Source organism: Amycolatopsis roodepoortensis, assembly GCF_024628825.1.
Taxonomy (GTDB): domain Bacteria; phylum Actinomycetota; class Actinomycetes; order Mycobacteriales; family Pseudonocardiaceae; genus Amycolatopsis; species Amycolatopsis roodepoortensis.
On the sequence record NZ_CP102415.1, the window covers coordinates 8,185,718 to 8,202,332 of the forward strand.

General features: G+C 69.3%; 12 protein-coding genes. 5 read left to right on the forward strand and 7 right to left on the reverse strand.

The window, feature by feature from the left end; translation table 11 throughout:
- The first annotated feature begins 651 nt into the window (after positions 1-651).
- Positions 652-1,725 carry a family 43 glycosylhydrolase gene (locus NQK81_RS39400; protein ID WP_257485522.1) on the forward strand — a complete coding sequence of 358 codons (1,074 nt, stop codon included), beginning with the start codon at positions 652-654 and terminating at the stop codon, positions 1,723-1,725.
- 102 nt (positions 1,726-1,827) lie between these two features.
- On the opposite strand, the gene NQK81_RS39405 is transcribed toward NQK81_RS39400, so the two are convergent.
- Together NQK81_RS39405 and NQK81_RS39410 are read right to left on the reverse strand one after the other, a co-directional pair.
- Positions 1,828-2,244, reverse strand: a complete 417-nt coding sequence (locus NQK81_RS39405; protein WP_257485523.1) for a VOC family protein — start codon at positions 2,242-2,244, stop codon at positions 1,828-1,830.
- Between the two features lie 243 nt (positions 2,245-2,487).
- Entirely contained in the window at positions 2,488-3,528 is a 1,041-nt protein-coding gene (locus NQK81_RS39410) for a magnesium and cobalt transport protein CorA (RefSeq protein ID WP_257485524.1), read from the reverse strand.
- A gap of 125 nt (positions 3,529-3,653) precedes the next feature.
- On the opposite strand from NQK81_RS39410, the gene NQK81_RS39415 reads away from it, so the two are divergent.
- Positions 3,654-4,238 (forward strand): dihydrofolate reductase family protein, encoded by a 585-nt coding sequence (locus NQK81_RS39415; protein WP_257485525.1) that lies wholly within the window; start codon positions 3,654-3,656, stop codon positions 4,236-4,238.
- A gap of 4 nt (positions 4,239-4,242) precedes the next feature.
- Here the strand turns inward: NQK81_RS39415 and NQK81_RS39420 are convergent, their stop codons facing one another.
- Together NQK81_RS39420 and NQK81_RS39425 are read right to left on the reverse strand one after the other, a co-directional pair.
- Positions 4,243-5,244, reverse strand: a complete 1,002-nt coding sequence (locus NQK81_RS39420) for an RNA polymerase subunit sigma-70 (RefSeq protein WP_257485526.1) — start codon at positions 5,242-5,244, stop codon at positions 4,243-4,245.
- Positions 5,245-5,322: 78 nt separating this feature from the next.
- Complete coding sequence (locus NQK81_RS39425) at positions 5,323-5,784, reverse strand: MarR family winged helix-turn-helix transcriptional regulator (protein WP_257485527.1); 462 nt, start codon at positions 5,782-5,784, stop codon at positions 5,323-5,325.
- Between the two features lie 98 nt (positions 5,785-5,882).
- Between NQK81_RS39425 and NQK81_RS39430 the strand changes: the two genes are divergently transcribed.
- Positions 5,883-7,340, forward strand: coding sequence for an amidohydrolase family protein (locus tag NQK81_RS39430; RefSeq protein WP_257485528.1), 1,458 nt, complete (start codon positions 5,883-5,885; stop codon positions 7,338-7,340).
- On the opposite strand, the gene NQK81_RS39435 is transcribed toward NQK81_RS39430, so the two are convergent.
- Both NQK81_RS39435 and NQK81_RS39440 read right to left on the reverse strand, forming a co-directional pair.
- Positions 7,289-7,810: a GNAT family N-acetyltransferase gene (locus NQK81_RS39435; RefSeq protein WP_257485529.1), complete on the reverse strand. Its 522-nt coding sequence runs from the start codon at positions 7,808-7,810 to the stop codon at positions 7,289-7,291. The two genes, NQK81_RS39430 and NQK81_RS39435, sit on opposite strands and share 52 nt — an antisense overlap.
- Positions 7,811-7,887: 77 nt before the next feature.
- A complete protein-coding gene (locus tag NQK81_RS39440; RefSeq protein WP_371878831.1) occupies positions 7,888-9,234 on the reverse strand; it encodes an MFS transporter in 1,347 nt (448 codons plus the stop codon).
- A gap of 650 nt (positions 9,235-9,884) precedes the next feature.
- On the opposite strand from NQK81_RS39440, the gene NQK81_RS39445 reads away from it, so the two are divergent.
- A complete protein-coding gene (locus NQK81_RS39445) occupies positions 9,885-11,183 on the forward strand; it encodes a phytase (RefSeq protein ID WP_257485530.1) in 1,299 nt (432 codons plus the stop codon).
- 45 nt (positions 11,184-11,228) lie between these two features.
- Here NQK81_RS39445 and NQK81_RS39450 read toward each other — a convergent pair whose 3' ends face one another.
- Entirely contained in the window at positions 11,229-13,763 is a 2,535-nt protein-coding gene (locus tag NQK81_RS39450; protein WP_257485531.1) for a tetratricopeptide repeat protein, read from the reverse strand.
- A 172-nt stretch (positions 13,764-13,935) separates the two neighbouring features.
- Between NQK81_RS39450 and NQK81_RS39455 the strand changes: the two genes are divergently transcribed.
- On the forward strand, positions 13,936-16,419 hold the full coding sequence (locus NQK81_RS39455; protein WP_257485532.1) for a tetratricopeptide repeat protein: 2,484 nt from the start codon (positions 13,936-13,938) through the stop codon (positions 16,417-16,419).
- The last annotated feature ends 196 nt before the right edge of the window (positions 16,420-16,615 follow it).

The following is a 16,615-nucleotide window of genomic DNA, read 5'->3' on the forward strand; positions in this document are numbered from 1 at the left end:
TGTAACAATTCCGGCGACTCGACCTATGACCCCTTCGGCAAGTACGACAGGCTGAGCTGCTCCGGCCGGTGGATTGGACGAAATGTCTAAAAAGGGCGCTGCCTTCATATTCTTGATAGTGCTTGGCGGGGCAGGAGTCACATTTTGGGTCAACGAGCTACCTTCGATCGGGCTTCCCCTGATCGGTGGCGCGGTCGGTGCCGTGCTGGGGGCGGCAATTCGGTCGCGTAAAGCCGAATGACGAGATCAGTGCCGGAACGGCTGCCGCTGCCTGTGCGGAACACTCGCAACGCCGTGCTCAGCGCCCAGGCCTGCAGGATCGTGGCCGCCTGACGCCATGATGACCAGCACTGGTCATTCGGCGGCGGGAGCGGATCACCGCGCACTGCCGGGGTAGCTCTAACGGCTCCGCCGGATGGGCCGTACGGATGTATCGAGCGGCAGTTTCCGCGCTTTCTGTCGCGTCGGCGACGGGGGTCACATAGTTTTCCGACTGGCGTACTTGTCCGTCCACAAGTAACCGGGGAGGCCGGCCGGTCTCCTCGGCGGATCGTGCTCCGCATCGCAGCGGCAGGGCTTGCCGCCTCGACCGTGGTGGCCGGGTGCGCCTTGTGATCGACACTACTCTCCTTGCCTAGTAAGGGATTCAGTATGCGCAAGTGGACGACCAGATTACTCGTGGCGGGCGTGCTCGCGACGACCGCAGCGGCCGCCGTCGTGGGGGTCGGCACGGCCAGTGCGGCCGACGGTGTCTCGACCGCGGCCGCCGAGTCGACGTTCCCGCTCGCCGACCCGGACACGGTCCAGGCGAAGGACGGCTCGTACGTCACCTACGGCACCTCGGTCGGCGCCGGTGTCGGCGCCCGGTGCGGCGTGACCGGCCACCTGTTCGTGCCGGTGCTCGTGCACGGCTCCGGCAACACGGTCGGTGTGGGTACCTGCGCGTCCGCCGACGCACTGCCCAACGGGCCGGGTAGCTGGGCGGAGGGCAACGTCTGGGCGCCCGGCGTCGTCCGCTTCGGCGACACCTACTTCATGTACTACACCGCGTCCAAGCGGGGAAGCGGCCAGAAATGCCTCGGCCGCGCCGTCTCGGGCAGTGCGCGGGGACCGTTCACCAACCCCGTCGAGTGGGCTTGCCCGGGCAGCGGCCGCTGGGCCATCGACGCGAACCCGTTCGTCTCGGGCAGCTCCATGTATGTCGCCTACCGGGACGACGCGATCACCTCGTACCCGGAGACCGGCATCTCGATCGTGCGCACCCATTCCAACGGCATGGCGGACTGGGACACCCGCCGGGACGCGTTGAAGAGCACCGACATCGGCTGGGAGACCATCCGGATGAGCGGCGGCACGCACGTGGTCGAGAACCCGTCGATGTTCAAATCCGCCGACGGTTACTGGTACCTGGCCTACTCCGGCAACAACTGGGACAGCGCGCGATACGCGACCGGCATCGCCAGGTGCGGCACCGGCCCGCTGCCGTCGACCCGTTGCACGCCGCGGCAGAACGGGAGCGAGCGGCCGTACTTCGGGTACACCGGCACCGGGGGCCTGAACCCCTACCGCGGCCTGCCCGGCAACCACCCCGGCCCGGGCGGGATGGACTTCTTCCAGGCTGCGAACGGCCAGTACCACGCGGTCTACCACTGGTGGAACGGCACCCGGCGGTTCCCGATCGTGGCGACGGTCCTCCGCAACGACGGCGGCTTCTACCTCAGCTGAGAAAGGGCTTTCACGCCATAACCGGTTCGTCGTGAACGGCGCGTTCGATCATGAACGCGCCGTTCACCATGTCGGACGACGGCTGTGCCGCGTCCCCGCGGGTCAACGCCAGGGCATGTGCTGCAGGCACCAGGTATTGCCGTCGGGATCGGCGAAGTACGCGTAGAACACTCCTCCGAGGTCCTCGACCTCGCTGATCTCGACGCCGCGTTCGACCAGTTCGGCGCGGGCCGCTTCGATGTCGGCGACCACCAGGTGCAGACCGCGCAGTGTTCCCGGAGGCATGTCGAGGGTGGGAAGACCTTCGGCGAGCGTGATCGAGCAGGCCGAACCGGGTGGGGTGAGCTGGACGATGCGGACACCGGGCTTCGGGTCGACGTCGACGTCGAGGCGGAATCCGAGCCGGTCCTGGTAGAAGGCCTTGGCCCGCTCGATGTCGGTGACCGGCACCGGCACCAGCTCCAGCAACAGCTTGCCGGGCGGCACGGGCGGGTTGCCGGGGGTGGACGTCTCGGTCATGGACGGCGCCTTTCGTGGATGAGGGTGGGGCTGGAACTTCGGGTGAAGACGGTCTTCGGAAGCAGTCGTGTGTGTCGTCGACGGGGTCATCCACTCATCCGCCGGTTCAGGAGGCGTCGCCCATTCCCAGCGAGATCTGCACGACGACCAACGTGAGCCGGCCGAGGAGGAGCACGACGAGCCGGAACGTGGGTTTCCTCGGTTTCGACAACGCTGGCTCCCGGTCTCGGCAGGCTCGGTCGTTCAAAGCCATTTCTTGCCTTTGAAGATCCGGTAGAGGACCAGGCACGCGGTCAGGATCACCGCCATCACGGCGGGATAGCCGTACTTCCAGTGCAGTTCGGGCATGAAGTCGAAATTCATCCCGTATATCCCGACTCCCATGGTCGGGACGGCGATGATGGCCGCCCACGAGGTGATCTTGCGCATGTCGTTGTTCTGTTGCAACGACAGTTTCGCCAGTGTCGCGTCGACGAGCGTGGTGAGCAGTTCGTCGAACCCGGCGACGCGTTCGGTGACGGTGGTCAGGTGGTCGTCGACGTCGCGGAAATAGGTCCGGACCTGATCGGAAATGAGCGGGGTGGAGCCCTCGGCCAGCCTCCGCAGCGGGGTGGCCAGCGGCATCACCGCCCGCCGTAGCTCGACGATCTCCCGTTTCACCAGGTACATCTGCTCGGCGCTGATCGGGCTGCCGGGGGCGAAGACGAGCGCCTCCATCACGTCGATGTCGTTCTCGAACGCCTCGCTCACGTCGAGGTAGCCGTCGACGACGTGGTCGGCGATCGCGTGCAGGACCGCGGACGGCCCGGCGGCCAGGCGTTCCGGGATGGCTTCCAGTTCCGAGCGCACTCTCCGGAGCGCGGAGTGCTGCCCATGGCGCACCGTGACGATGAAGTCCTTGCCGAGGAACACCATGATCTCCCCGGTCTCCACGATCTCGTTCGCCGTGGTCGGCGACTCGTGCTCGACGAACCGGACGGTCTTCAGCACCATGAACAACGTGTCGCCGTAGGGCTCCAGTTTGGGGCGCTGATGGGCGTGAACGACGTCCTCGACCGCCAGCTCGTGCAGCCCGAACACTTCGGCGACGCCCTGCATCCTCGCCGCGTCCGGCTCGTAGAGCCCGGCCCAGACGAATCCGTCGCCACGGCGGCGTACTTCGGCCAGCGCTTCGGCGTGATCGCGCAGGCCCGGCAAGCGGCGGCCGTCGACGTACACCGCGCAATCCGTCACCGGTGACGGCGAGGGCGCCCCGGATCCGGCACCCTCCGAACCGACCGCCACCCGAGCTCCTTCAGCCGTCCAACCTGGAACGCCGCGGAAGTCTAGTGGTCCGTGCCCGGCACCGATCAGGTTTTCCCGCCCCGTCCGTCTATATGGGTGAGATCTACTCACGGGAGGCTGACGCCATGCGAAAACTGACCTTCGGCATGAATGTGTCCCTGGACGGCTACATCGCCGCGCCCGGCGACGACCTCGGCTGGAGCGGGGGTGACGGACCGGACTCGTCGTCGAGCAGCGAGTTGTTCCAGTGGTGGTCCGACCGGGTGGCCGCGACGGGTCTCGCGCTGTACGGGCGCAAGTTGTGGGAGGTGATGAGTGCCGATTGGCCGACCGCGGATCAGCGGCCCGGCGCGACCTCGGCGGAGATCGAGTACGCCCGCCGCTGGCGGGACATGCCGAAGGTGGTGTTCTCCTCGACGACCGGCACGGTCGACTGGAACACCCGCCTGGTCACCGGCGACGCGGTCACCGAGATCACCCGGCTCAAGGCCGAGGACGGCGGCCCGATGGACATCGGCGGCGCGACGCTCGCCGGGGCCGCCATGCGGGCCGGGCTGATCGACGAGTACCTGCTGGTCACCGTGCCGGTTCTGGTGGGCGGGGGCACGCCGTTCTTCACCGCGCTGGACAGCTGGGTGAAGCTGAACCTCGTGGAGACGCGGACGTTCCCCGGCGGCGTGGTGCTGACCCGCTACGAGACGAGGCGCTGAGCGATCACAGTGCCGGGGGAAGGCCCAGCCATGGTTTGCCGGTGGCGTCGAATCCGGTGAGTTCGGCGATCTTCCCGTCGACGACGCGCAGGGCCGCGATGGCGAACAGCTGGTGGTCCGGGCCGCCGGGGGCGCGGAGGTACAGCGCGGCGGCCGGCATGCGGTTGACCGTCGTGGGGAGACCGCGCCAGTCGTCGTGGCCGCGCTGGAAGAGCCCGCCGGAGATCCAGCCGTCCACCGCCTCCCCGGCCGTCCTGGTCACGGTGCCCGGATCGGGCAGCATCGCGAAGCGCAGATCGTCGCGCAGCAGGGAGATCAAGCCGTCGAGGTCGTTGCGCTCGTGGGCGTCGATGTACGACTTCACCACGCCGCGCTCGTCGTTCGACAGTTCGTGGGTGGCGGGGCTCCGCCAGTCGAGACGGCGGCCGGGCAGCTGCTCGCGCATCGTCACGCGTGCCCGTTGCAGAGCGCTGGTCACCGAGGCGACGGTCAGCTCCAGGGCGTCGGCGGCCTTCGGCGCCGGCCAGCCGAGGACGTCGCGCAGCACGAACACCGCCCGCTGCCGCGGCGGCAGCCGCTGGACGGCGACGATGAACGCCAGCTCGATCGTCTCCCGCGCCACCACCGATTCCTGCGGGTCCTCGGGGAGCATCCGGTCGGGGAACGGCTGCAGGTAGCCCGGCTCGGAGTCCGCCAGCCCGGCCGGGACGGGGGTGCGGTCGTCGCGCTTCTCCAGGAAGTCGAGGCAGACGTTCGTCGCGATCCGGTACAGCCAGGTCCGCAGCGCGGCGTGGCCCTTGAACGACTCCCGCTTGTGCCACGCCCGCAGGAACGTCTCCTGCGTCATGTCCTGGGCGTCGTCGTAGTTCGCGAGCATCCGGTAGCAGTGCACCTGCAGCTCGCGCCGGTGGCGCTCCGTGATGAGCGCGAACCGTGCCGTATCGCCTGAGCGGGCCACCGCGATGAACGTGGCTTCGTCGGTGCCGTGCGGTCTGGCGTCGGTCATGGTCGTCGATCCTTCCACCGGTGCGAGGGGGCCACCAGAACCGACGACGTGGCGGAGGATTTCTGATCGGTGAAGCCGCTACGCGGGTGGCTGGTCCTCCTGCAGGTGCTCGAGGATCGTGGTGGCGATACCGGCGAACTGGTCGAGTTCTTCAGGAGTGAGGCGGTCGACCACAAGGCGCCGGACCTCCTGGGCGTGGCCGGGCGCGGCCTGCTTGAGCGCGGTGAGGCCGTTCGCCGTGATCACCGCCTCCATACCGCGCGAGCCGCAACGTTCCCGCGTGACCAGGCCCCGCTTGCCCATCCGGGTGAGCTGGTGATGCATGCGGCTCTTTTCCCAGGAGGCCGCCCGGCCGAGCTCGTAGACGCGCATCCGCCCGTCCGGCGCCTCGGACAGCAGGGCGAGCACGGTGTAGTCGGCGTTGGACAGGCCGCTGCTGGCCTGGAGCTGCTGCTCGATACGCGTCCGCAGCAGCTCCAGCATCTGGAAGGACACCCGCCACGCGCGGAGTTCGTGTTCCGTCAACTCCTGCTGCTTCATGGCGTCACCCTACCCCACGAGTTGACAAATCAACTCGTCGGCGAGTACCAGTTGATACATCAACTCAAAGTTCTCGCACGAAGGAAGGCACCCCCCCCATGACCGAAAGACGTGACGAGGGCGAGCCGCCGGAAGACAGCGGGCGTCCCGGACGCCGCTACGTCATCCGTGGCGGCGCGGTGATGTCCATGGATCCGAACGTCGGCGACTTCGCGACCGCCGACGTTCTGGTCGAGGGCGGAGAGATCGTCGAGATCCGGCCGGATATCCGTGCTGATAACGCCGGCGAGATCGACGCACGGGGGCGCATCGTGCTGCCGGGCTTCGTCGACACGCACCACCACCTGTTCGAGACCGCGGAGCGCGCGTTCCTCGCCAACGGCCTGCTCCTCGACGATCACTCGGGCTCGCCGAGCGCGCAACCGAACTACGGAGAGCACATCCTGCAGGGTTTCGCGCGGGCCTATCGTCCGGCGGACGTCTACGTCAACTCGTTGTTCGGAGGGCTTTCCCAGCTCGACGCCGGTGTCACGACGGTGCTGGACGTCTCGCAGATCCACCACTCACCAGAGCACACCGACGCGGCGATCCAGGCGCTCGTCGACACCGGGCGGCGTTCGGCGTTCGGGTTCTTCGAGGGCGACGGCCGCACGGGCGCCCGGTATCCGCAGGACGCGTACCGCATCCGCGACCGATGGTTCTCCTCGAACGACCGGCTGGTGACCATGGTCATGGGCGGGGAGCTCCACCTCGGCAGGCAGGTGTACACCCGCGCCTGGGCGATCGCCCGCGAGCTCGACCTCAAGATCGCCGCGCACGCCGTCGGCTCGTGGGGGATGCGGCCGGTCTTCGACGACCTCGCCCAGGGCACTGCCGGGGTCGAAGTGGGGCCGGACAACCTGTTCATCCACATGACCGGCATGTCCGACCGGACCTGGCGACGGCTGCGGGACGCCGGTGCGCAGGTCTCGCTGGCCTTCCCGATCGAGATGACCATGCGGCACGGCACACCGCCCATCCTCAAGATGCGGGAACTCGGCTTGGAACCTTCACTGAGCTCCGACGTCGAGACGACGATGGCCGCGGACCCGTTCACGCTGATGCGCTCCGCGATGACCATGCAGCGCATGCTCGTCAACCAGCTGATCCTGGACCAGGGCGATCTCGTACCGCCGGGCAACTGGCCGACGCCTGCCCCGGGCACGCCCGAACTCCTCACCGTCCGCGATGTGCTGCGGTACGCGACCGTCAACGGTGCCAAACACCTCGGCCTCGACGGCAGGACCGGCACCCTGACTCCCGGCAAGGAGGCCGACATCGTCCTGCTCGACGCGACCGCGCTCAACGTGGCCCCGCTCAACAGCGTGCCGGGCGCGATCGTGTCGCTGATGGACCGCACCAACGTCGAGACGGTGATCGTCGCCGGCAAGGTGCGCAAGTGGAAGGGACGGCTGCTCGACGCGGACCTGGCCCGGTTGCGCCAGGAACTCGAAGCGTCGCGCGATCACCTTTTCGCGGCGATGAACCTCGAACAGGACCTGTTCGCCTGGAGCTGAGAAGCCATGGACCAGAAGCGGCCGCAGCGGTCCACGCGTTTCCACGGCCATTCCGAGGCGAGCCAGCGCGCGACCGTGTCGGCGAGTGCCGCGTCGAGGTCCGCCTTGTCGGCTCGTACCCAGGATTGCACCGTGACGTCCCATTCTTCGGAGTCCGGGGGATACAGATACACGCAACCGATGACGTCGTCCGCCGGGTCGAGGACGGTGAAGGTGAACCCGGTGCGTCGCGCGAAGTCCGCCGCGTGGCGGCGGAGATCCTCGAGGTTCTCTTCGGGAGTCATGCCGTCGCGAGGCGGCCAGTCGCCGTCGGGATAGCCGGGAGTGGAGCGAATGTGCTCGATACTCGACATCCAGGCGGCGTGGTCGGCCGAATTGTGTTGCGGCCCCAGCGGTTCGAGGCGGAACCGTTCGGTCACGAGCGAGGCCGGAGGGACGAATCCGGCCGGTACGAACTCATCCGAGGTCATGGCCAGGACCGTAGTGGCCGTCCCGGCTTCGCGCACTCGAATTGCGGTCGGCCGGCGTCATGCCGAGATTTCGCCGGTCACCTGTCGCCGGAAGTCAGGTCGGCGCCCCGGGTTTCGGCGCTGAGGAGCAGCGCGACGAGGGTGACCGCGATCGTGCCGACGAGGTACAGCACGACCGCCGTCGGGCCCTGTTTTTCGGCCAGCCACACGGCGATGAGGGGAGCGGGCGCGCCGGCGATGATCGAGGAACCCTGGAACACCAGCGAAGCACCGGCGAAACGGCGGCGGGTCGGGAAGAGTTCGGCGATCCACGCGGCTTCCGGCCCGGCGAGGAGTCCGTGCAGTGCCGCGCCGACGCCGATACCGAGATAGAGCAACGGCAGATTGTCGGCTTGGACGATGGCGAAGAAGACCGGTGCCCACACCGCGAGGCCCGCCGCGGGGACCAGCATGGCGATACGCCGTCCGACGCGGTCCGACCAGTAGCCGCCGGCCAGCATCCCCGCGAACTGCAGCAGGGACCCGACGGCCACGGCGAGGAGGACGTCGGACTTGCCGTAGCCGAAGGTTTTCGTGGCATAGGCGACCACGAAGACGGTGTAGACGTAGAAGGCCACGTTCTCGCCCAGCCGCACGCCGAGCCCGCGGAGGACGGGACCGGGGTGGGCGAGCGTCTCCAGGATGCTCGACCGCTCCCGGACGGCGTCCGCGGATGCCGTGGCCCGCGCCTGCGCTTCCTGGAACACCGGAGACTCGTCGATACGCCGCCGGATCCAGAAACCGATGGCCAGCAACGGGATCGCGAACAGGAAACCGACTCGCCAGCCCCATTGGTCGAAGGCGTTTTCGGGGAGTACCAAGGCGATCCCGCCGACCACGGCCGTGGCGAGCACCGTGCCCAGCGGCGCCCCCGCCTGCGGCCATGCCGACCAGAAGCCCCGCCGTTTCGGGCTTCCGTACTCGCTGACCATCAGCACGGCCGCGCCGAATTCGCCGCCGAGGGCGAACCCTTGGATCAGCCTCAGCACGACGAGCGAGATCGTCGCCCCGATGCCGGCCTGAGCGTAGGTGGGGAGCAGCCCGATCGCGGAGGTCGACAGCCCGAGCAGCAGGAAAGTGGTCACCAGCATGGGTTTGCGGCCGAGGCGATCACCGAGATGCCCGAACACGATGCCGCCGATCGGGCGCGCGACGAAGCCGAGCCCTTGTGTCGCCAGCGCGAGCAGCAACTGGGCGAACCCGTCGCCGCCGGGGAAGAACAGCGGCCCGAGCACGGTGGCCGCGAGGATTCCGTAGAGCGCGAAGTCGTACCACTCGAGCACCGCGCCGGCGGTACTGCCCGCCAGGACCCGCCGGAACGCCGACCGGCTGACGCCGCCAGACCTCGAACCGGCCGTTTCGTGCGAGGCGGGCACGTTCGTCACTTTCGCTCCTCGTCGAGTCGGCCGGACAGGCGCGTGTCCGGTATGCGGACACTGCGGAACGCTATCCGGACACGTAGGAAGATAGACCGCGGCGGCGGGATCGCGCAATCACTTGCTGCGGGTCGTGGGTGGCGTTTCGGGTTCTATTTGAGGGGTAAGTGAAACCTGGTGTGGTCGACCCCTGACGCGCAGGCCGTCTTCGCTACTTCGCGCCGAGATGGGATGGCGTGGCCCCGGAGAGACTGTCGGCCCACCGCCCGCCAAATGTCCACAAGGGACTCTTCGCGCCGATTGAACGCCCGATTGGTGTCGCGATGCCCGATTCCGTGCGGGGTCGTGAGTGATAAAGAGGGTTAGGACGATCATTGTCACTCACGACCCCGCGCAAAGCGCCCAAATCGGGCATCAGAAGAACCTTGAGTGTCCCTTGTGGACAGTTTGGGTCATGATCGGTCCCGCAGGCCCGTCTCCGCTCGCGACACGACACGTTTGCCTTGCCTCTCGAATAACCCGAAACGCCGCTCGCGACCGAGCAAGGGGACGGCGGTGTTCACGTCCTGGTCACCCGGATGTGCCGTTACTTTCGGGTAACTTGTCACGCGGTGACTTCATAGTGGGCTGTCCGATTCGCTCCAGGAAGGAACACCTTCATGGCTCAGGCCTCCAGAGCCCGCGTCACCGTCGGCGGGCTCGTGCTGGTCACGGCGCTCTCCGCGGTCTTGCCCCCTTCGGCCTCGGCGGCCGACGTGTTGCCCGGCGTCAAGCCGACGACCGAAACCCCGGCCGTGTACGACGACGAAGCAGGCGGCAACGCGGACGCCGACGACCCGGCGATCTGGCGCAACCCGGCGGCTCCCGACCGGAGCCTCGTCGTCGCCACGGTCAAGGAGGGCGGCCTGCGGGTCTATGACCTCGACGGCCGCGAAGTGCAGTCGATTCCGGCGCCCGAAGCGCCCGGACCGGACGATGCGCCCGGCCGGTTCAACAACGTCGACCTCGTGCACCGCGTGAAGGTCGGCTCCCGGGTGAGCGACCTGGCCGTCACCAGCGATCGCGGCCGTGACCGGCTGCGGATCTACCGTATCGACGGCGGAAACCCCGGCGCCCCGCTCACCGACGTCACCGATCCCGCCGCGCCGGCGATCTTCTCGTCGTCGCAGGAGGAGATCAACGACCAGCGCACCGCTTACGGCCTCGCCACCTGGACCGATCCCGCCAGCGGCCGTTCGTACGCGGTGGTCAGCCAGCGGGAACGCACCGCGCTCAGCCTGCTGGAGCTGACCGCGGGCGCCGGAGGCACGGTCTCCTACCGCGAGGTGCGCTCGCTCGTGTTGCCGTCCGAGTTCCGGCTGCCGAACGGCAAGACGTGGACTCCGTGCGGTGAGCCGGGTGAACTGCCCCAGGTCGAGGGCATGGTCGTCGATGCCGCGACCGGCACTCTCTATGCCGGGCAGGAGGATGTCGGAATCTGGCGGCTGGACGCCGGCCTCGAAGGCACTCCGAAGCTCATCGACAAGGTCCGCGAGTACGGCATCCCCGGAACCTACGACGAGGCGACCGAGGAATGCGTACCCGGATCCGACCCGGGCTACGGTGGCAAGCGCCTGTCGGCCGACGTCGAAGGTCTCACCATCCTCAAGCAGAAGGACGGCGACGGCTACCTGCTCGCCTCCAGCCAGGGGGACGACACTTTCGCCGCCTACGACCGCGAACTCGACGAAGACAACGAGTACGAAGGCGGCTTCCGGGTGACCGCCGCGTCCGCGACCCTCGACGGAACCGAGGAGAGCGACGGCGCCGCCGTCCTCAACGAGCCGCTCGGCGGCAGGTACCCGAACGGCCTGCTCGTCGTCCAGGACGGTGACGACAAGCCGGGGGAGCCGGGCCGGGACGCCACGAACTTCAAGTTCGTCGACCTCGGACGCGTGCTCGACGCCCTCGACGACTGACCGGATCCGTTGGGGCGGCGGGAACGCCGCTCCAACGGGCCTGCCCTACGACGCCACCGTCGCGGCCGACACGAGACGTTCGTGGACGTCGACGGCCTCCGGCACACCCATCTCGGTGAACGCGGCGTGCGCGGTCCGCCAGTGTTTCCGCGCGGCGACCGGATCACCGGCGGCGGACAGTGCGTCGCCGAGTCCACTTTGGGCTCTGGCCAGTTCGTAACGGCTGTCCGCCGCGGTCGCCGAATCGATCGACTGCCGCAGGCAACGCACGGCGTCGTCGGTCCGCCCGGCGGCGAGCAGGGCCGCGGCCATGTCGTTGGTCGCGGCCAGCATTCCTTCCCTGCCGCCGATTTCCCTTGCCAGTTCGATGGCCTGCCGATGATGCGCCAGCGCCTCGTCGAACCGCCCCGCCGCGACGAGCAGGACCCCGAGATGGTTGAGCACCTTGCCCTCGTCGGCCCGGTTGTGCGACTGCCTCGCCACGGCGAGCGCCTGCTCGTAATGGGCCCCTGCCTCGGTGTCCTTTCCCATTCGCCAGAACGTGGTGCCGAGACCGTCGAGCGCCCGGCATTCGCAGAGGTGGTCCGCGCTCGCCCTGGTCACGGCGAGCGCCTGCGACAGATTGTCGACGGCGGCGGGATAGTTCCCCAGCCGCATTTCGGCGAGGCCGATATTGCACAACTGCCGTGCCCGGAACGACTCGTTGTTCCGCGCGACGGCGAACTCCATGGCCCGCCGGAAACAGGGCAACGCGGCGCGATAGTCGCCGAGACCGGTCAGCAACAGGCCGACGTTGCCCGACAGGTTGACGACGTAATCGGATGCACCGGCGGCGGAGAACTCCCTGATCGCTTCTTCCAGGACGACGAGCGCTTCGGCGGCGTCGCCCCGTTGCCAATGGGTCATGGCCAGCCCGTTCAGGACGTGCCCCCGGGTGACACCGGACGCGACCCGGACGGCGTTGCCGAACAGGGCCTGCGCGTCGCTCACGTGCACGCGGGCCTCGAAATAGCTGGTCATCACGCACGCGAGCCGCGTCACGTGGTCGTCGCGTCCCTCGTTCAGCGCCCAGCCGGACGCGACGACGAGGTTGACCCGCTCGGTGTCCAGCCAGGCCATCGCCTCGTCCGCCCCGTCGAACACGAGAGCGCGTGCCGCGGGGGTGGGCAGGTCCTCCCACCGCTCCGCCTCGTGGGGATAGCAGGTGACGAGCGCGGCACGGGCGGTGGCGAGCTGGAAGTCGAGCAGCCGCCCGGCCGCGGCCCGGCGCATCCGGGCTTGGACGCTCTCCCGGACGCGTTTCTCGGCGAACACCCGGACCAGGTCGTGCAGTTCGAACCGGGACGCGCGGGCGGTGATCATGTTGGCCGCCACCAGGTCGTCGAGTTGGCGGCGCACGACGCCGACCTCGACGCCCGCCAGCGCCGCGGCCGCGTGGTCGTCGAAATCGCGTCCCGGATAGATGGCGAGCAAGCCGAGCAGGACGCGGTCGGCTTCGGCCAGCTCGTCGTACGACGTGCGCAACGCGACTTCGACCCCGTCGTCCAGCCTCAGCATGGTCCGCAGGTCGGCGAGGCGGTCGCGGTGGTCGGCCATCGTCCACTCGTCCGAGGCGGCCAGACGGCGGGTCAGCAGCGCGAGGGCCAGCGGCAACCGGCCGACCAGTTCGATGATGTCGGCCGCTTCGCCCCGCTCCGCGTCGACGCGTTCGTCGCCGATCCCGTCGCGGAGCAACTCGACCGACTCCTCCGGCGTGAACACGTCGAGCGCCACGTGCCGGGCCGTGTCCAGCCCGGTGAGGCGGCGCCTGCTGGTGACCAGCACCAGGCAGGTCGGCAGGTCGGGCAGCAACGGCAGCACCTGGTCGACCGACGCCGCGTTGTCCAGCAGGATCAGCGCGCGACGCCCGTCCAGCAGCCGCCGGAACAGCGCGCTCCGGCCGGCGAGGGTGAGGCAGCCGATCTCGCTACCGGACGCCCCGAGCCGGCGCAGGAAGCCTTCGAGCACCGCGGCCGGGTCCGCGGCGGGCCGATCCGCGTCGAAACCGCGGAGATTCACCACCAGCCGCACGTCGGCGAACCGGCCCCGCGCGGCCAGCAGCCGCGCGACCTCGCTGGCGAACCGGGTCTTGCCGACCCCGGCCATCCCGGAGATCGCCCATACGCCGGCGGCGTCCGGCTCGGCGTCCAGTATCCGGCGCAGCTGCGCCTGCCTGCCGACGAACCCGCCGTCCGGGGCGGGCAGGTGATCGGCCACGCTGATCACGGCCGCCTCGGTGGCGTGCCCGGTGATCACCCGGTGCGCCTGCCGCCATTCCGCCGCGACGTCCATGCCGAGCAGCACGGCCGCGATGTCGACGACCAGCTCGACGTCGAGTCGCTTGCGTCCCGGCAGCAGGCAGCGGTACACGGTGTTGTAGGCGGGAAGGTCGGCCGCGCCCCTGGCCGTGCGCAGGCGCCGCACCCGGCGGTGCAGTTCCCGGTGGGTCAATCCCGCCCAGGCCAGCGCCTGCCGCAGCCGCTGGGAAAGCTCGTCGTACGACCGAGCCCCGATCGGACTCGGCGGCCGTTCCTCCGGCACAGGAACCCCCTGGACACGTGAACCGATCCGCCCGGTGGCGACCCCCGGACCGAATGCGGCTCGACCATAGTCGAGATCGGCGACCGGGTGGGCCGGATGGACGAACTCGCTGTCCGGCGGATCGTCCTGTTCGGACCTTGCCGATCGGCCGAACGGACTACCCTTTCCGGCCATGGATCCCGACCGAACGCCGGAGCCGGTGGGCGCCGGTTCGTTCGACGAGCTGGCGGCCCGGCTGAACTCGCTGCGCGGCTGGAACGGCGTGTCCTACCGGGAGCTGCACCGGCGGGTCGTCCGGGCGCGGCGGACGGCGGGCAACCCCGACCTGCCGGTGTTCAACACGGTCTACCGCTGCCTGCAGCCGGGCAGGCGGCGGATGGACGTGGACCTCGTCGCGGACATCGTGCGCGCGCTCGCCGCCGACGAGGCGGTGGTGGCGCGGTGGCGTCAGGTGTGTCAGGTGATCGCGGGCCTCACGGCCGACTCGTCGTGGGTGACCGTGGCGGGTGAGCTGCCCGCCGACAGCACGGAGTTCGTCGGCAGGCAGGCCGAGCTGGCCGCGATCACCGGGGGCGACGAGCGCTCGCCGGTGGTGGTGATCGACGGGATGGCGGGCGTCGGCAAGACCAGTCTCGCCGTCCGTGCCGCGCACCGGCTGGCACACCGGGACGGTGCCGAGGTCCGGTTGTGGGCGGACCTGCGTGGCTACGACGCCGACCGCGCGCCCGCCGATCCGCTCGCGGTGCTGGACGAGTTCCTCCGGCGGCTCGGGGTGCCGGGCAAGGAGATCCACCGCCTCGGCCCCGACGGCAGGCAGGCGACCTATCGCAGGCTGCTCGCGGACCGGCGGCCGGTCGTGGTGCTGGACAACGCGGCGGACGCCGATCAGGTGTGCCCGCTGCTGCCGGACCGGCCGGGCGGCATCGTGCTGATCACCAGCAGACGGCGCCTGACCGGCTTGGCCGGTGCGCGGCTCGTGCACTTGGACGCGCTTCCGGGGACCGAGTCGCTCGACATGTTGCGCAGGCTGGTCGGCGAAGCGAAGGTCGCCGAGGACATCGAGGCCGCCACGCGGATCGCCGAGCTGGTCGGTCATCTGCCGCTCGCGTTGACGGTGGTGGCGGGCCGGATCCGGAACCGGCGCGACTGGACGTTGCGCGACCACGCCGCCCGGCTCGCGGAACGCCGGGACAGCCTACGGGTCGAGGACGAGCTGGAGAACGCCATCGGACTGTCCTATGCGGACCTGCCCGCCGAGGCCGCGCTACTGCTGCGGCTCCTCGCGATCCACCCCGGCCGCGACGTCGACACCCGCGCGGCGGCCGCGCTCGCCGGGGTGGATCTACCCAAGGCTGAGGTGCTGCTGGGTGAACTGGTCGCCGGCAGCCTGGTGCAGCGGAGCGTCCAGGACCGGTTCGGCCTGCACGACGTCGTCCGCCTCTACGCGGCGGGACTGGCACGGGACGTGGACGCCGCCTCCGCGCGGCGAGCCGCACTCGGGCGGTTGTTCGGCTACTACCGGCACGCCGCCTGCCGAGCCATGGACCGCTACGCCCCGCACGAGTGCGACCGCAGACCTGTTGTGTCCACTTCGGACGTTCCGGCGCCGGATTTCGCCGACGTCGCGGCGGCGACGGCGTGGCTGGACGCCGAGCGGCACAACCTGGTCGGTATCACCGTGCTGACCGAGGAACAGGGTGGGCGCGAGGACGCGGCCACGATGTCGCCGATCCTGAACCGGTACCTGTACAACGCGCTGCACTTCGCCGACGCGGAGATCGTGCACGGTGTCGCGGTCCGCGCCGCCGACCCGCTGGTCCAGGCGAGCGCGTACATGAGCCTCGGCGCGGTTTACCTGCGTTCCAATCGCTATCAGGAGAGCATCGACCGGCTCAAGCAGGCGCTCGCGCGCTACGAGGCGGGCGGCGACCGGGCGAGCTGGGCGCGGGCACTGAACAATCTCGGCAACGCGTTCGACCGGCTCAGCGACTTCGCGGCGGCCGAGGACTGCTACCGGCAGGCGTTGCTCGTGCACCGGGAGACCGGCAACCGCACCAGCGAGAGCCGCGCGCTGGGCAACCTCGGGAACAGCGCGATGCGCGTCGGCGACTGGGACAAGGCCCAGGCGTACCTCGACGAGGCCTTGGCGATCATGCTGGAGGTGGGGGACCGGGTGGGGGAATGCCTGACCTACGGCAACCTCGGCACGGTGCACGAGCAGCAGGGTCACTCCGCCGAGGCACTCGGCCACTACCGGCGGGCGCTCGCCACCGCACGCGAATTCGGCTACCCGTTCCCGGAGACCGAGGCGTTGCTCCACATCGGCTCGCTGCTCGCGCGGCTGGGCGAGCACGACGACGCCCTGGCGCACCTGACCGAGGCACTGGACCTCGCGCGTCGGAACAGCCTGGGGGAGTTCGAGATCAAGGCGCTCAACGGCATCGGTATCGCACTCGGCGACCTGGGCGACGCCGCCGGTTCGATCGCCCGGCACCGGGAAGCGCTTGCGGTCGCCGAAAAACTCGGTGACCGCTACGAACAAGCGCGGGCGCACAAAGGGATCGAGCACGGAGCGGCCGTCACCGGCGACACCGGCATGGCCGACGATCACGGGCGGAAGGCGCAGGCGCTGCTCACGGAGATCGGACTGCGCTAGGCGGCAAGGGCTGTTCCAGCGGGGTAATGCAATGTGGCGTGTTGCGAAAGCCACTTTCGCAACGGTGGAGGTTGGGAAAGTGGCTTTCGCAACGTCGGCGGCCTGCCTAGGTGGCCTGAACGCGTGCCGCGAAAGCCACTTTCGAGACGTGTGATGTCCCGAAAGTGGCTTTCGCGACATGACGCCGGCGGGACTG

Coding starts and splice junctions, on each gene's coding strand:
- NQK81_RS39435 (WP_257485529.1), bottom strand. CDS start 7,810: ATGACCTCGGATGAGTTCGTACCGGCCGGATTCGTCCCTCCGGCCTCG.
- NQK81_RS39430 (WP_257485528.1), top strand. CDS start 5,883: ATGACCGAAAGACGTGACGAGGGCGAGCCGCCGGAAGACAGCGGGCGT.
- NQK81_RS39445 (WP_257485530.1), top strand. CDS start 9,885: ATGGCTCAGGCCTCCAGAGCCCGCGTCACCGTCGGCGGGCTCGTGCTG.
- NQK81_RS39400 (WP_257485522.1), top strand. CDS start 652: ATGCGCAAGTGGACGACCAGATTACTCGTGGCGGGCGTGCTCGCGACG.
- NQK81_RS39420 (WP_257485526.1), bottom strand. CDS start 5,244: ATGACCGACGCCAGACCGCACGGCACCGACGAAGCCACGTTCATCGCG.
- NQK81_RS39425 (WP_257485527.1), bottom strand. CDS start 5,784: ATGAAGCAGCAGGAGTTGACGGAACACGAACTCCGCGCGTGGCGGGTG.
- NQK81_RS39405 (WP_257485523.1), bottom strand. CDS start 2,244: ATGACCGAGACGTCCACCCCCGGCAACCCGCCCGTGCCGCCCGGCAAG.
- NQK81_RS39415 (WP_257485525.1), top strand. CDS start 3,654: ATGCGAAAACTGACCTTCGGCATGAATGTGTCCCTGGACGGCTACATC.
- NQK81_RS39455 (WP_257485532.1), top strand. CDS start 13,936: ATGGATCCCGACCGAACGCCGGAGCCGGTGGGCGCCGGTTCGTTCGAC.